Source organism: Microbulbifer sp. ABF4_148, from assembly GCF_056158985.1.
Window position 1 is genome coordinate 4,169,343 of record NZ_JBSWUI010000001.1, and the last position, 17,125, is coordinate 4,186,467.

A 17,125-nucleotide genomic window follows, 5' to 3' on the forward strand; every position below is an offset into this window, starting at 1 on the left:
TACCCAGATGTCGCCTCACCGGTGCAAGTCAAACCGGTCGAGCTCCATCACTTTCACCCAGGCCGCAACAAAGTCCCTCAGGAACTTGTCTTCGCCATCCGCGCTCGCATACACCTCGGCCAGTGCGCGCAATTCAGCGTTGGACCCAAAAACCAGATCAACCCGGGTTGCCGACCAGCGCGGCTCGCCGCCTTCCCGCGCAACACCCTGGAACAGACCATTGGCGGAATCGTCCTGACGCCAGACCGTCGACATGTCCAGCAAATTCACAAAGAAGTCATTACTGAGACAACCAGAGCGGTCGGTTAATACCCCAAAGGCTGTTTGGCCGACATTGGTATCGAGCATACGCATACCCCCGATCAACACGGTCAGTTCGGGTGGGGTGAGCGTGAGCAGTTGCGCCCTATCCACCAGTAATTGCTCGGCTGGCACCTGCACGCCGGCGAGCAGGTAGTTGCGGAAGCCATCCGCCAGTGGCTCCAGATCCGCAAACGAACGCACGTCGGTTTCTTCCGGGGCGGCGTCGGTGCGGCCCGGGGAAAATGGCACACTAACCTGATGTCCGGCATCGCTTGCGGCCTTTTCAATTGCCGCCGCGCCGCCCAGTACAATGAGATCCGCCAACGATATCGTCTTACTGCCGGTCTCACTGCCATTAAAATCGGCCTGGATACTTTCCAGCGCAGTCAGCACCTTGGCGAGCGTCTGCGGCTGGTTTACCTCCCAGTCTTTTTGCGGCGCCAGCCGGATGCGCGCACCATTCGCACCGCCTCGCTTGTCAGAGCCGCGGAAGGTAGATGCAGAGCCCCATGCAACGCCCACCAATTCCCCAGTGGTTAAACCGGATTCAAGGATCTTTTCCTTCAACAGGGCGACATCTTTGTCATCGACCAACGCATGCTCGACCGGCGGCACCGGATCCTGCCAGATCAGCACCTCAGCCGGGACTTCTGGCCCAAGATAGCGCGCGCGCGGCCCCATATCCCGATGGGTCAGTTTGAACCAGGCGCGGGCAAACGCATCGGCAAACTCATCCGGGTTTTCGTAGAATCGACGGGAGATTCGCTCGTAATTTTCATCGGCCCGCAAGGCGATATCAGTCGTCAACATCATCGGAGCATGACGCTTGTCGGGGTCGTGGGCATCCGGGACTGACTCGGCACCGGCGCCATGTTTCGGCTGCCACTGGTGGGCGCCGGCCGGACTCTTGGTCAATTCCCATTCATAGCCAAACAGGTTCCAGAAATAGTTGGAACTCCATTTGGTTGGAGTACTGGTCCAGATCACCTCGAGACCGCTGGTGATGGTGTCATCTCCTTTGCCAGTGCCAAAACCACTGCGCCAACCGAGACCCTGCTCTTCCAGCCCGGCCGCCTCCGGCTCAGGGCCCACCAGCGCGGCGTCACCTGCACCATGGGTTTTCCCAAACGTATGACCTCCGGCGATCAATGCGACCGTTTCCTCATCATCCATCGCCATCCGGCCAAAGGTTTCACGGATATCACGTGCCGCGGCAACCGGATCCGGATTGCCATCAGGGCCCTCCGGATTGACGTAAATGAGCCCCATTTCCACTGCCGCGAGCGGGTTCTCCAGGTCCCGGTCGCCGGTATAACGCTTGTCTGTCAGCCAGGCTTTTTCATCGCCCCAATAGACATCCTTCTCCGACTCCCAGATATCCTCGCGACCGCCGCCAAACCCAAAGGTTTTGAACCCCATTGATTCCAGCGCCACATTACCCGCGAGGATCATCAGATCGGCCCAGGAAATACTGCGCCCATACTTTTGCTTGATGGGCCATAACAGACGCCGGGCTTTATCCAGGTTGACGTTATCCGGCCAGCTGTTCAGAGGTGCGAAGCGCTGGCTTCCGGTAGCGCTACCACCGCGTCCGTCGCGGACTCGATAGGTCCCCGCACTGTGCCAGGCCATACGAATAAATAACGGTCCATAGTGACCGAAGTCTGCCGGCCACCATTCCTGCGAATCGGTCATCAGGGCATGCAGATCTTTTTTCAGTCCCTCGTAGTCGAGGCTGGTGAATGCCTCGGCATAATGAAAGTCCGGATCCATCGGATCCGACTCGGCGCTATGCTGGCGCAGAATGTCCAGCCGCAACTGGTTCGGCCACCAGTCCTGGTTGTTGGTGCCACCACCGGCGGCGTGACTAAAAGGGCACTGGCTATCAGCCATGGCGGATCTCCCCGGCGCTATCGGCGGACAGTGGAAATTAATGAAGCTGTGGAACTTCGATGGGCTCGACCAACTATAGCCTAGCTAGTCCTCGCGATTGCCTCGCGCCGAACCTGCGACGTGATTACTCTCTCATCGCCGCCGTCTGAACCCGTCAAGCGTTAACGGTAGAACTCAACGTAGAATTTCACCGGCCCCACAGGAGAGATGTGATGTTTTATCAGGGGCTCTACGACACCAAACCTTTCTGACGTCAACTCAACCACTTCGGGCTCGGGTTGCTGGATGGTGTACATCAGCGTTCCGGACAGAACCACGATCCTTCCCCAGACCCCTTCTTTGGTATGGTGATCCTTCAGTAACCCGGCGGGGACATTTACCTCGGTAAACTCTGGTGTGCATTTGTAGGAAATGACGGTCTCGGGCAGCGCTTTCATCATTCAGTGACCCTGGCTATGTCGTGTTTCGAGGGCTCGCTAAGTAACAGATCTATCGTAGCGTTCGCCGATGTGTGAGGAGGGAAGCCCACCCTATGGCGCCAAGTCCTCCAGACCCAACCGGCGGTGCCATTCCGCGAGAGACTCCTGTGGGTACCTCTCGAAACATTGATCATGCGGTTCAGCATGCACATCCACCCACGGCGCTTTTGAACCCAGCATCATATGGGTATGCTGCGGTGCCTTGGGCAAGTCACTATCAATGGCCGAGGCGAAGGGGTGCACCAGTTCCGGCCAACGCGGATCCCAGAGCCACAGCGCACTGCCGCAATGGCGACAGAAGTGCCGTCGCGCCGGGCTCTCATGCGTGCTACCAGAACCCTCGCCGGGCACCATTGCCTGGTAAACGCTGATGTTTTCCTGCCCGCAAACCTCCAGAGACTGAAAGTCAGCCCCCAGGTTAATCGCATTGCCTCCACCACCCGCGGTCTTCCGACAGATTGAGCAGTAGCATCGGTTAAATGGAACAGGACAGGAGGAGTAAACGCTGAACGTTACGCTACCACAGTGACATGAACCCTCAAGCTGCATAGCCCGGCTCCCGCGTAGTTGGATGATCTAGACCTCGAATGACTCACGCCCACCAGGGCATCTGCATGATAGTGCAATGGCTGCTACAGCCCCGGGGTGCCCGAGGAAAACGCGTCATGTGAGAGCGAAAGCGGGTCGAGGTTACCGCAGAACCCGTACAAGCCTTGTGGGATTCACCAAAGCAGGCAACCAAGCGTCAACTTCAATTAAAGATCTTGGCCAACAAGGTTACCCAAAGAGACTTGCTATCTTTCTTCCTTTCCGCACTGTCTTCGTAGACACCCGCCATGGGCTCATTTCCACGCTCCCGCTCTATTTGGGCGCGCTGCGCGTCTTGCCCCGCATCAAAACGGTCCTGTGCAGCCCGGGTGGAGCTCGTACAGCCCTGCAGTACAGCCATCACCAATATGACACTGATTAACTTGCTCAAAATATCTCCTGTGTACCAATAAACCCATGCTAGACATTGCTCCACAATACCTGCCGCCAGCAACTCGGACAGAGGGATACGCTGGCAAACCGATGACCCTCTGGAAAATCCAAAAGCAGATAGCGAGAACGTATCAGGCCTTTTGGTTGTACCCACCCAAGAAGTAGCCGGCACCAGAACCAATAATAACGGGGACAATCACGAGCCCCATTAATATCAGGCGATCGTACTTGATATGCAGACCAAACTGCGTAATCGACACCAGCACCGTCGCAACCATACCAATTACAATCAGTACAAGCACCGCCCAGGTAGCTATATTTGCCGACAATGATGCACCACAGTTGGCGCAAGTACACTTTATCGAATTGACGCTCCTGCACCAGTTTGCCAGCGAAATTGGAATTTCATTACATGCTGGACATTTATTCATGACTTATTTTATCCAATAGGCTTTAGAATAAAAATATGACGAATAGTTTAATTGACTCAATGAAAAGTCGACATTATTGTTTTGAAAAAACAAGAAGATATGAATGCTTTTTGAAATGATTGGCCGGGCTATGTTTATAAAATACCGCGTTGACAGCCTTATCCTAGCAACCTTTCTCGACATAGCCCGTGTCCACAGCGCGATGCATTAAGCATAACTACGGCAAGCTAGCACTTCTTTGGGTGAGTAGCAGTCGGTGCGCATAACGAGAAAACGGACCTGCAATCTTTTTGAGGTATCCCGGCGCGATCACGAAACTGACGATTGTGTCTACGAATGTTCAGCGGGCGCAGCATGAAATTCGGAACCCCGCTGCTGTAATCTCTTCTGCGTTCTAATGAGCAAAAGAATGAGTACCGATTGTGCGACAGCCATGAGCAGCACACCCAAAAGCCAGAGATACCCCCCGGTACGGAGTAACCCTAACCCTTCAGCGACCTTTTGCTCCCCATCCGCGATACGCAAGATTCGCTGACCGATTTCAGCATGGTCCAGAGCTCCAGCCTCCACTTGTTCCGCGAAAACGCGATAGCTTTGCGCGACATCCTGATCTTCAACTGCTGCAAGGATAGGCTCTAGCTTTGTTAAGGCATACAGGTTCGCTGCCACCGGAATAACTACGATAGCAAGTATCTTGATGTAGACATTCTTCATAGATGCACCGCTGCGATTAGCCCCGAAAGGTAAACAAACATCGAATTCTTTATAGCATACTAGAGGCAATATCGGACATACCAACACTGAGTGTGTCGCCAGAGTGATATATTGACCCATACAAACCGTTTACCGGCGCATCACTTTTTATACGGAACTTTCAGTCCGTAAAAGTGGCCGCAGATCAGCTTGCCACACGCAAGCGCCTGCCAGGCTAGCGGGCCTGAAAACTTCCCGAAGAGGTCAGGCCAATTTTATTTTCCCTAAAGTCCATTACTAGCATGTACTTATCGTAGAACAAAGCGTTACCTATAGTACCTGAGATACCATAATCTTCTAACCCAAATTCTTTCGGCAGGATATATACAGGCTTGCTCGCACATATACTCTCAACGCAAACCGGAAATTTTGGATTCGCACCACTCATTGTTAAAAGTTTTCCCCAGGAGGGAACTACGATTTTATGAGTAGGGTTTTCAATAGCCCCATCAATCACAATTTTCTTCCATTCATTTTCTGTGACAACGAGCGAAAAAATCGACGCACCCGTATCAAACATTACGTTATTGATCACATGATCACCCACTTCTACATCGATAAGTAAGTGTCCAAATCTACTACGACGCCCATCTATCCAAACAACATCTGGATCTACGCGCTCTTTCTCACAATCTGTGATGAGAACTTTCTCACGAGGAAAATCTATTGATAGACATTTACTAGAAAAAAAATCGGCCCCCAAAGTCCCAACAATTTCTCCTGCCAACAACTCAGGTTTAGGATTGAAAATATGAGTAAACCCCTCACCACCGCTTGAGAAAATCGTAAGTGATTTGTCTTTATTTTCACCGTACGCATAGGATAGAGCCGAACCAGTGTCTAACTGGACATAACCCTCATTCTCTCCCTTGACAGAAAGAAGAATGCTCGTCTTTTCAAACTTTACCGCTCCATCCTCATAGCCACCCCAAAAAAATGGAGCAGATATTTCTGCGCCCGCGAAAGTAGAAAAACTCAAAAAAATTAGTGGAATTAGCTGCCTGCGCATTTATTTTTTCTTATCCTAACGCCTTTGAAAAAGGTTTCTGTGTGGCGAAGCCACGCTCTTAGGATCCCCGCCTGCCAAACTTTTTACGCCACTGATTCCTAACCAGGCCATTTTGAAAAGCAAAAATCCATACAAAGACAATATTAATTAGCGGCACAAGAGAAATTACCGCCCACCACTTATTGAAACCAGCCTTACTGTTTCATCTAAGATCAATTTTTCCATGTGTTTTCCTTTTGACTCTCAAAGGTGAATTGCTCGGCAGCGAGTTGATGCCTCCGGCCACACTATCCCAATGATCGTTTTAGCATCGGAATGATCAGCAATCCCTGTAGCGTCAAGGCCTGATGAGATTCGATCAATCGTCGCGAACGGGGAAATAACGCGATCTTTCCGTCATCCCAACTTCTAGTAGGGATCCGAAATATCGCTAACTCTATAATTATCATCCAATAAATTTCGATGTTGAGCATCCCTCCCAGATAGCGATCAATATGACCAGATATCCTTGCTAAATCGGGTTTAACTCAGACTCCATACAATAGAAATGTCCACATTCACGCCTGTCAGACAGATCGAAAATCAGCTAAAGCTTGTGCGCTTCACCAATGCACTCACATATGCATATCCTTTAACGCTGCCACAACCAATGAAATACCACGCTTCTATCGTTTAAGGTTAAGACTTTTGAATTTTGATGAACTGCAGGTCGTCCGGGACCTTCTTCGGGTCAACCCGCGTAGAATGCAGTTGTTGGAGACGCCAAACGCCGTCGATCCGCACGGCCACGGCACTCTCGAGCCAAGCCACGCCCAAGGTATGGTCTGGAGATGAAAAAGTTGCCTTGTTCCAGAAACTGAAAAGCGCCACATCGCCGCGGATATCTGACGAAATCACGCTGTAGTAATTCTCAGCGGAATACTGACTCGACTGGACAACCGAGACCAGCTTCTCAATATCCCAGACTTCTCCATGCTCCAACAGTTCAAAGTTGTCACTCACTGATGCCCGCATACCTGGGTGATCGATTTCCGACATCGCAGTGAACAATTGAATAACAGGTAAGAACGCTGCTTCGGATGAAGCCTGCAGTGGCCCCGCAGAAAACGCTAAGTAAACTACCAGTAGCTTTATTACTCTCACCAACACCCCCAATACTTATCTTTTCGAAAAACCGAAATACGTCAAACGGCAACGCCTGACCTGGGCACGACATACCGCGCAATTTAGTCAAGCGAAGCGGAATCTTTCTGCTTTAAACTGGGCGCTTACGGAATGTGGTGATATTTTTGAGCACCCCGCTTTTCCTTGAAAACGGGCCCGCTCAATTGATCCTAAGACAATAAGTCCAAGACATTAGCGTTATGAAACGTCGAATTTAAGCACCTGCTACTTCAGCAGTGCCAGGCCGTGCTCTGCTGCCGGGAAGAAGATGGTGAGACAGTTGCCATTTTCGTCCGTGATCAAATGTGGGTGAGTAACGAACGTATTATGAAAAGTCGACTCCTGCGGATCCAGGCGGATAATGAGAGAGGGCATCTCGCTACGGACACCTTCATAGTCAATCCAGCGGATAATGATTGAGCTATCTGACTCGTTTTTAATCTCAATACTGGTTGGCTGGTCATTCGCGGTTGATTTCAGCCCCTGCTCCAGCTCACATCCTTTGCCTTCCAGCATAACGGCCTCTGATGCCTTGGCAGAAGCAGATGTAGCAACCGAAAGCGAAACAATACTTGAGACAAGAGAAGCCGTTAGAAATTTTTTATTCAACTTCATTATTTTTCCTTATTGAGATACGCCATGTCAGAACAGTAGATGTGAGCCAGGATATGCAACTGACACACTTAGCGTTTATATGAACACCTGGATAAACTCGCGCCAATCTAATTTGATTTAATGACATTGCATCATCGAAAAATGCGCGAACCCCAATATAACAAAGTTTCAAATTTTATCTATTCATTAGGATTTTATTTTCCTTCTTGTCGATCGAATACAGCCAGGTGGCTGATCGCTTCAAACCCAATCAATCGACTAACTCCTCGAAGAAAACGCCAGAGAACAAACGTCCGCTGCGCGCACTGCTTTTCTCACGACACGGAAGAACAGGAATTCACTGGCTCGCTTCGTTATCTAACCACCATGCCAGGGCGGCGGGGAATCGTCGGGACCAGTCCAGCTCGCAATGGCGCCCAAGATCATCGCGAAGAACCCACAAGGCATCTGGAGACGATACAGAGCTCAGCAAAAGGGCTTTGAGCTGGTCGATCCGCTCGTAGCCATCGTACTCAACCTTGCCAATGTCGACATAGATCTTGGTGTGCGACTTGTCGGCATGCTTCACAGCCTCAAAAAGGACGTTGCGTTGATTCTCGTCCTCGATAGCCATGGCGGGCGAGAACGCGGCAATGTAGCTGAATGTCTCGTCATAACTAAGTGCGGCGTACAGGGCCATCAGGCCGCCCAGTGAGGCACCCGCCAAAGCGGTGTCGTTGGGGCGCGTCCGATAGTTCGCGTCGATATGGGGCTTGAGTGAAGTCACAATAAATTGCAGGTACTGATCACCTAGCCCCGTTTGTGTGTTTCCTTCGCGATCGACAAAGTCCCAGGGATTGTATTCTTGCCAGCGCTTCTCACTGTTGGGCACGGCAACCACGATCACCTCTGCTCCAGTACCGGCATTTGCGCGGGCCTCAAGGGTTTCATCAATACGCCACTCATCGCTATAGGATGCTGCTCGATCGAAGAGGTTCTGCCCGTCCAGCATATACAGAACGGGATACGACCGAGCAGGGTCTTCCCCATATGAAGGCGGGAGATAGATCGAAATGTTCATGTCCCGACTCAGCTGAGGGGAGTGGAACCCGGCAATCTCTTCGACGGTACCTGTGATACTCGGTTTGGCGGGGGCCTGCGCTTTTTCGGTGAGCCACCCGGGCACCTGGTGCTCTATTTTGCTGGATTGATCTGCCGTCGCCAAATAAGAACACTGGCGCTTGCCATCCTTCGAAGCGGGCGTCAGGCGCCAGTCTCTATTTTTGACAAAGCTATAGAAGATGACGTGATCGAGCAAGGGCAGATCGGCAACGAGCCGACCGCCCTGTCGCTCGAGCACAATGGCTTCGTCACCATCCAGAGACCAGTTATTGAAACTGCCGACCACATTCACCGTATCGGCCTCGGTAAAACCGGGTGGTGGTGAGACTTCGATCCGAATCGTATCCATGGCAATTGCCCGGAAGGGGGCAAGCAAAACGACAAGATACAGAGCGGTTTGAATGACTACGGTTTTTGGCACATGGGTTTTTGCCACATGCATGTTCCTTTGCGATTGCTATTGGGGAGACCACGCGGAAAGGGCTAATCGACCGCCCTTACCGCATGCTCCGGTATGGTCGTTACGCCTCACACGACCCCTCCACTCCAGTGGCTCTCCGGCAGGCTGGTCACCCCCAGATATCGCGCCACATCGCCAAACAGGTTATGGGTGCCATAAATACGATTGCCATTGTTCGCGCCGTCGCCACAGTTGATCACCCGACCCATTTGCAGGTTACCGGCGGCGCCACCCGCCAGCGTTACTGCACCCGCAGCACCGCCGTGTTTGGAGCCGTCGCCCACCTCGGAGAACATCACCACCAGGGTATCGTCGAGAAGCCCTTTGCTGTTTAGCTGCTGCAGGGTGTAGGCCAGTAGCGAGTGGTACCAGCGCACCTGCGCGGTGTGCGGTACATCGCCAGGACGATGCGAGGCACTGTGGCTGGCGAACTCGTTATACCAGCGGGTAATGCTACCGACCGTACCGCTGTTCGGGTCGTGCTGGATACCCTGGTTGATCGCGTCCTGTGCCATGGCCCAGCACTCGTCGAAGCTGTAGTTCACCAGGTTGCCATTCTCATCCCCCTTGGAGAGCTGCAACGTCGCGACCCGATGCAACCCGCAGGAGAAGGCACCGATGACATTGTCGATTTGGGCACGCGCAAGATCCGGGAACATTTGCCATTCCGTTGGGGTTAGCTGACCGCTGGAGGCATAGTAGGGATCGCTCATCACATTGGTGTTGAAACTGCATTCCCCCACCTGATTACCCGACAAGTCACGCAAACGACGCAAGGCGTTCTCGTGCAGGACAAGCTTGTCACGCTTCGCACTTTCCAGCGTGATATCGGCCAGGCTGTCGAAGTCATTCAGAATGGCATCGTACATGGCCTGCTTTTCCGGGGAACCGCTACTGCCGCCGCCGGCAATACCCACCGCCAGCTTTTGCGCAGCATCAGCCGGGTCGTTATTGGGGATCGGCCGCGCATTGCTATCGTAACCGCGGGGTTTGGAGATCATGATGTCCGAGCGACTGCCGGTGCGCACGCCCAGACTCAACACCCCCTCGTTACCGAGCTGCTCCGCAATCAAATGATCGATGCTGGCGCTCTCGCGGCTGATTTCATTATTGCCGGTGAGGATGCCGCGCATATCGTTGTAGTGCGCACCGGCGCCCGGGCCGATATCCAGTGTGAGGTTTTGCAGCACAATGAGATTGTTATGCCAGTCTTTGAGGGGGCCGAGGCCGAAGCTCAACTCCTGGCTGCCACCGATGCTGCCTGCACCCTGCTCTGGATACCAGTTATAGGGCACGACACCGTTAGGATAATAGAGGAACAGTACGCGCTGCGCGCTTCCGGGCTGGGCCAGCAATTGCTGCCCCAACATCTGGCCGGCAACCGGCAGTAATAGTCCGGCACGCGCCATATTGATCAGGAACTTCCTGCGGGAGCGGTTTGTACTCCCCTTCACTTCCGGCAACAGAAACTTTTTCATTGTTATTCCTCCGTTAGCGCCGAGTGGTGAATGCGTCAGACAGTGCGAGCGTGCGCAGCATGTCGCGCATGCCACCTCCACTGCGTAAGTCTTCGCTGACTGCGTGGATGATCAGCTCGTCATTCGCGATTTCTTCACGCCCTACCACATAACGATAGAACTGGCGGGCGAAGCAGGCTTCACCCTGGTCACTGCCGGCGATCAGGCCCGACAGTTCGGTAACCGAGAAGAAGTCATAAGACGGACTCAGTGGATCCAGCACCGTGGCCGGTGTGTACAGGCTCTTGATGCTGCCACTGTCATCAATGGCTTGCTGCTCGCCGGTGCCAATGGTTTCGATGGTTCGATACAGGGCGTCACTGCCGAAGCGCTCGAAGCCGAAACCCACACCGTCGATAAACTGGTGACAGGAGGCACAGGCTGGATCACTGGTATGCCGTGCCGTCGCCTCACGGTTGCTGTCGGTTTCTTCGAAAACCACGTTGAAATCCGCAGCGGCCGGTGGTGGGAACTCCTGGCACATCAGCACTTCGCGCACATAGACACCGCGCTTGATGGGCGCCGGGTTGACGGTACTGGTGCGCGACGCAAGGAAGCTGCCATGCCCGAGCAAGCCTGTACCGGCACGGGGATCTTCGGCATCAAACGTGCGCTGCTGCCAGCTGCTGCCACTACTGGTATCCAAACCGTAATGCGCGGCGAGATCGCCATCGGCCCAGGTGTAGTTGGCGGTGAGCAGTTCGCTATAGGCAGAGTTCGTGCGAATGTTTTCCAACACGAAACGCACACTCTCTTCCTTGAAAGCGCCAATCAGGTTTGGATCACTGATGGCCGGGAACGGATACTGATTGTTGATCAGCCAGCCGCCGATAAAGCGTCGCAGGCCACGCTCGGAACGCGGGTCTGCCAGTAACCGATCGACCTGTGTGGCAATATCAAAATTCACATCCCCTGCTGCCAGCAACAGTGCATCATCGGGCGTAGTGACCCAGAACGTATAGGCGAGCAGCGTCGCGATTTCGAAGTTGTCGAGTTTGTACACCCCGGTTGCGCTGTCGAGTACACCGAGCTCCGAGCGATACATAAAGTGCGGCGACAACAGCATGGCCTGCACCAACAGGCGCCCGTCGTCGTCATTGCTGTACAACTGTGTGTAATTGGCAATTTCGCTCAGCGATAGCGGACGGCGGAACAGGCGGAAGCCGAGCGTATCGACCACGCAATCCACATCGGCACAGCTGTCACCCAGTGACAGGAAGCCCTGTGTCGTGACGGCCGTATCCGCGACTTCCTCTGCCACCAACTCATAACCGAGGGTCCGGTCATTGCCGGCAGTCAGGAACGATGCACTGTCGAAGTTACGGAAGCGGCCATCTGCCGGAACCGGATTCATGAGCGTTTCGTCAAAAGCGATACCAAACACATCGCGCACGGTATTGAGGTATTCCTCGCGCGTGAGCAAGCGCAGGTTGCGCTGATCCAGAGTGCTGCCATCGCAACTGCTATCGGTACAGATGCCGGTTTGCCAGGCTTCATCGACAATCAGGCGGGCGATCTCAAACGCGCAGGCACCCTCTTCACTGCCGACACAGCTCTGAGTGTTGCCCACCGGCATAAAGTCCTCGATGTACTGGGTCAGGTCTGGCAGCTGCCAGCCAGCCCCGGTACCCGCCAGCGCCGGGCCGACATCGCCCTGCCCCTGGTCGCCGTGACAGCTGGCACATTGCGCGGCGTAGAAGTCGAGCCCCGACTGATAAGAGTTTTCCTCTCCGGGGAACAGCGCGGTCAGGGTGAGGTCGTGACGCGGAATCAGCAGCTGAACCTGTGCCAGCGTGGGATCACCGACAATATATGGGGCTGCATCACCACTCCAGCCACCAAAGATGGTCCCCAGCGGCGGCGTATCTGCGGTAACAGTCACCACACTGCCAATCGCGAAATCCCGTTCGCCGCTGGCGGTGCTGCCACCAATGACGGACAAGCGCGAGGTATCGCCACCGAGCTGCCCTTCCGGTGTCCACGGCTCCCACACACCGGCGGTAAAACTGGAAGACTCGGCGATATCGCGCTGGTCTCCGGTCTGCCCGCCATTGCCGTCATTGAAAATGACATTGATCTGGCCGTTGTGCAGCATGGATTCCGGCACATCGTAGCGCCACCAGCCCTCGGCATCCGGACCGGACATCAGCTCGCCAGGCCAGTCCATACGCGGCTGGTCGACACCATCGATGGTCACCCACAGATACGCATTGACGGTACCCCAGTTGTTCGGGTTGTCGTAGCGCAGTGCGATACCGTCGAAGGCATTGCCCAATGTGATAGATGCGGAGAATTCACCCATGGTGGCCTGCACGACGACATTGCCATCGGCTGCGCGGGTCACCAGGCCGTTCTGGTCGACGCTGGCGCTCCCACTGGTGACGGCCCAGCTGACCTGACCATAGAGATTGATGCGGTTACCATCGGCGCGCACCGCATAGGCCACCAACTGCTGGCTGGCGCCGAGCGGTACATTGTCGGGCGCAATCTCGATACCGGTGATGCTGGTATCGATCTGGCTGACGGTAATGCCGAACGTCTCGGTATAACCATCCAGTTGTACAGTGAGGGTAGATTCACCGACGCCCACTGCACTGACCGTTACCGAAGCGTTGGATACCGCATCAATGGTGACAACCGCAGGGTTGCTACTACTGACACTGGGCTGCGTCGATGGCGTTGCGGTAAAGCCATTGTCATAAAGCGCACGCACCGACACTGTCAGTTGCTGGCCGGGATTCAGCTCATTCGCTGCGGCAGTAACACTGATACCACTCTGTTGGGCGCCCGCAGCGGTAATCCACTCACGGAACAACACTTCCGCATCCGGATTGGTATATCGGGTGCCCTTGGGCATGCGGTTGTTATCGCCGGTCTGGTAGATATAAATCAGGCTGCTGGCATGATCGAAGGGTTTCAATCGCGCGAGCCCGTCCGGGTTTTCATCGCCCAGCAAACTCATCTGTGCCAGCGGCGTGTCGTAACGCAGATCCATAAAGCTGCTCGCATGGCAGTGGGAGCAGTTGGTGTCGAGGTACGACTTGGCGCGCTCACCCAGCGACACGCTGGCATCGTTTACCGGTGCAAAGCGGTCGAGGTTTTCACTGCCGCCGGCATCACTGCTGAACAGTTGGATATTGCTGAAGACATCAATCTGATTGGCGAGTACGCCACCATAATCAAAGTCACGGTTGAACTGTCGCGTATGGACCGCCAGCGGCTCGCGGCTGCCACTACCCACGTGGCAAGACCCGCAGTCGGCGGCAGACTGCACCGCGCGCTGGCGGTCAACCACACCGCCGTCCATCACTGTGAATGATTCTGTAATCAGGTCAGCGTCGGTACCGGACGCGTTCCAGTGGTAGTTCGCTGCCTGCCATTTGCCCGTGTCCTGCTTGAACAGCACTGAAGTGGTAAATGGTGCTGCTCCATTGTCTGACTTCTCGATACTCAGGTGCTTCACCAGCACCGTACCAACCGGCATCAGCCAGTCAGCCGTCGGATCAAACGGGATTTGTTCGTCATTGGGTACCGAAATAAAATGCCGAGTGTTGGCGCCATCGAACCAGCCCTGCGTATTCACCGCGTACTCGATAACGCCGCTGACCGGCTCGAGGGTTTGCAGGTCGCCGAACAGGCCGGTTTCAGACAGCAGCGCAGGGATGGTCGCACTGTTGGCTGCATCGTCCACCATCCGGTAGATGGTCGACTGGCCGCCATACTCCACGCCGTAGGTTGAAACCAGCAGGTCCTCACCGCTAAGGTCGGTGCCGAAAGAGACGATATTTTCCGGGAAGGCATCGCTCACCAATTGCTTGGCCTCGCCGTCGACGATGGACCAAATACGCTTGGTAACATAGTCACCGAAAATAAAGCTGCCACTCAGTTCCGGTAGCCCCTGACCGCGGTAAACAACGCCACCGATAATCGAGAAACCAGTGGGGTGCGCATAGCCATCCCGCGGCGGTTCAAAGTCAGTGCTGCAGTTTTTACTCGGGTCACCACCGAGGTCACCACGGTTGTTGGTGCCTTCACAAACTGGCCAACCGTAATTTTTGCCTTTCTCAATCAGGTTGACCTCTTCGTAACCGGCCTGCCCCACTTCCGTCTCCCAGAGCGTATAGGGCGCTTCGGTATCAAAGCTCCAGCGCCACGGATTGCGGTGTCCATAGGACCAGATTTCCTCGCGGAAACCGGGCACGCCCACGAAGGGATTGTCTGCGGGAATCTCGTAATAGCGGCCATTCACCGGGTCGGCAAGCGGCTTAATGCGGATCATGGTGCCGAGCAGATTGTCGGTTTCCTGTGCACCGTTATTGGTGCGCGGGTCTTCCGGGTATGACATGGTGGCACTGTGCCCGTAGGCACCGTCACCAATGGCGAGATACAGATAGTTTTCCTCGGGATGAAACTGCATCATGCCGCCTTTGTGGTCGGGACCACGCTGGGGCACACGCAACACCTCCGTACGGGAGCTGCCCACCACACTGCCCGGCGCAACCGGGTTATCTACGGTCCAGCGCTCGAGTACGGCATCACCATATCCACCATCGGCCGCGACTTCGTTATCGTCCGCACCCTCGATGTAGTATATGTAGATAAACCCGTTGTTGGCGTAGTCCGGATCAAAGGCCATGCTTAGCAGGCCCTGCTCGTGGAAATTGCGTACCTGCGGGCTGATATCCAGCAGAACATTGACCTCGGCCGGCGCAACATCTTCCCGGTTCGGGAAAACAAAAATGCTGCCGGGCTTGTCGACCACGTAGATCAGGTCATTGATGCCGTCCGCCAGCACCAGTACCGGACTCATAAACATACCCAGCAAATTCGGGTAAGCCACTTCAAAGCGGTAGTTGCCGGTCGAGACGTTACCACTGATGGGGAAATTCAGCGGCTGTGCCAGTAACGGACGCTCATACAATCCCGCATCCGGCAAACCACAGGTAGCGCCGCCCTGCCACTGACCAGCCACATAACACGGTAGGCCCTCGTAGAGCAGGTCAGCGGTTTGCCCCGCGCCGGCATCACTGAAAATCACATTGAGGGTATCCGGCATCCCAGCGGTCAGGTGCGGAGCCAGGTCGTAACAGACATAATCTCCACTCTCACGCATCGGCTGGCCTGGCCAACCAGGCAGGTCTGCCAATGAAGCCGCTGGCTGCGGATTCCAGAAATACATATGGGGATTGGCGAAGCCCTGTGGATTATCGAAGCAGATATCTGTGCTGCTGCCTGGCGGCGGGGGTTCCGGGGCGGCGGTGACTGTCAGGGTAAACGTATCCTGTGCGGCCTCGCCATTCGTCGTGGTGACATCCAGCGTGACGACAAATTCGCCCGGGGCAGAAAGCACGGGAGAGGTCGCCTGCATTCCCTCGACACTGCCGGTCCAGGCCGGACTGGCCCAGGTTGCGCCGGACACATTGTCGTCGTTCGCCAGGTTACTGACACTGCCATTCAGGCTGATGGTATTACCTTCTTCCACCTGCTGATCGGCACCGGCATCCGTGACCAGGGACGGCTGGGTCAGCCCGCAATCGGCCAGACTCATCCAGGCACCGCCGCTATAACAGGCATTACCGGTGAACTGCAGGTCCGGCGATTGCGCGTTACCGGCATCACTGAAAATGACCATCATCGAATCGGGCATCACGCCGCCGGTCAGATGCGAATCCAGCGAATAGCAAAAGTAGTCGCCGTCCGCCGTCATCGGCTGCCCAGGCCAGCCCGGCAAGTTGTTCACGGAGCCCGCAGGTTGCGGTGCCCAGAAATAAATATGCGGGTTAGCGTAGTTCTGCGCATTGTCGAAGCAAATGCTCGTTGCGCCGGTTCCACCACCCGGTTCATTCACCGGTGTCGCCGTAATTTCCTTGGTCTGGTCGTTGAAGGTAATCAGGAACCGACCTTCTTCCATCACGAAGTCGCTGGCCGGATAGGCTTCATCCCAGTTCTGGTAGCGGGAAATCTTGAAGCGTGGGTTACCGGCAACAAATATCTGCTCGGTAGTCCAGACGCCGTTTGCGGCGTCATAGGTCATCGGGTCGGTGCCCCAGTTGTTGGGCGTTCCGCGGAACCAGGCCTCAGGCCAGGTTTGTGCAATTGCAGTTAAGGGGAACAACAAAAACAGGAGGCATAGCCGACGTGCGAGCGCGCGCAGGCCTTGCGCCGCGGCAATCGGATTATGGGGGTTCATCGCTGACTCCGGAAAACGTCAGAAGGGCACCAGCGCGCGTAATGCATACAGCGCAGGCAGCCTTCCCTGTTTTCAGTTTTTATTTTGATTTGAACTGTCAGGCAGTTCTAATTTATGTTTTTAGCGCCGACGAACCGCAGCGGCACACTGACTACGCTACTCCGGCTGAGCGGAATATCCTCCCCCGGGAGGAGGGCGTACTTGGGGGGGCGTAGATGAAAAGCGCGCC

Annotated in this window: 12 protein-coding genes; all 12 read right to left on the minus strand. The window is 54.8% G+C overall.

Annotated elements, in window-relative coordinates; genetic code table 11:
* Window positions 1-15: 15 nt before the first annotated feature.
* Window positions 16-2,196: a catalase/peroxidase HPI gene (gene katG, locus ACXAD0_RS18280; RefSeq protein WP_475090228.1), complete on the minus strand. Its 2,181-nt coding sequence runs from the start codon at window positions 2,194-2,196 to the stop codon at window positions 16-18.
* A gap of 161 nt (window positions 2,197-2,357) precedes the next feature.
* Window positions 2,358-2,636 (minus strand): TehB-like domain-containing protein, encoded by a 279-nt coding sequence (locus tag ACXAD0_RS18285; RefSeq protein WP_475090230.1) that lies wholly within the window; start codon window positions 2,634-2,636, stop codon window positions 2,358-2,360.
* A gap of 90 nt (window positions 2,637-2,726) precedes the next feature.
* Window positions 2,727-3,224, minus strand: a complete 498-nt coding sequence (locus ACXAD0_RS18290) for a GFA family protein (RefSeq protein WP_475090232.1) — start codon at window positions 3,222-3,224, stop codon at window positions 2,727-2,729.
* A gap of 202 nt (window positions 3,225-3,426) precedes the next feature.
* Window positions 3,427-3,654 (minus strand): hypothetical protein, encoded by a 228-nt coding sequence (locus ACXAD0_RS18295; RefSeq protein WP_475090234.1) that lies wholly within the window; start codon window positions 3,652-3,654, stop codon window positions 3,427-3,429.
* A 133-nt stretch (window positions 3,655-3,787) separates the two neighbouring features.
* Entirely contained in the window at window positions 3,788-3,958 is a 171-nt protein-coding gene (locus ACXAD0_RS18300) for a hypothetical protein (RefSeq protein WP_475090236.1), read from the minus strand.
* A 459-nt stretch (window positions 3,959-4,417) separates the two neighbouring features.
* Window positions 4,418-4,801 carry a hypothetical protein gene (locus tag ACXAD0_RS18305; RefSeq protein ID WP_475090238.1) on the minus strand — a complete coding sequence of 128 codons (384 nt, stop codon included), beginning with the start codon at window positions 4,799-4,801 and terminating at the stop codon, window positions 4,418-4,420.
* Window positions 4,802-5,015: 214 nt separating this feature from the next.
* Window positions 5,016-5,849, minus strand: a complete 834-nt coding sequence (locus ACXAD0_RS18310; protein WP_475090239.1) for a hypothetical protein — start codon at window positions 5,847-5,849, stop codon at window positions 5,016-5,018.
* A 678-nt stretch (window positions 5,850-6,527) separates the two neighbouring features.
* Window positions 6,528-6,992, minus strand: a complete 465-nt coding sequence (locus tag ACXAD0_RS18315; RefSeq protein WP_475090240.1) for a hypothetical protein — start codon at window positions 6,990-6,992, stop codon at window positions 6,528-6,530.
* Window positions 6,993-7,238: 246 nt separating this feature from the next.
* A complete protein-coding gene (locus tag ACXAD0_RS18320) occupies window positions 7,239-7,628 on the minus strand; it encodes a hypothetical protein (RefSeq protein WP_475090242.1) in 390 nt (129 codons plus the stop codon).
* Between the two features lie 337 nt (window positions 7,629-7,965).
* Entirely contained in the window at window positions 7,966-9,165 is a 1,200-nt protein-coding gene (locus ACXAD0_RS18325; protein WP_475090243.1) for an alpha/beta hydrolase, read from the minus strand.
* A 92-nt stretch (window positions 9,166-9,257) separates the two neighbouring features.
* Entirely contained in the window at window positions 9,258-10,667 is a 1,410-nt protein-coding gene (locus ACXAD0_RS18330) for a DUF1552 domain-containing protein (RefSeq protein WP_475090245.1), read from the minus strand.
* Between the two features lie 13 nt (window positions 10,668-10,680).
* A complete protein-coding gene (locus ACXAD0_RS18335; protein WP_475090246.1) occupies window positions 10,681-16,896 on the minus strand; it encodes a starch-binding protein in 6,216 nt (2,071 codons plus the stop codon).
* Between the last annotated feature and the right edge of the window lie 229 nt (window positions 16,897-17,125).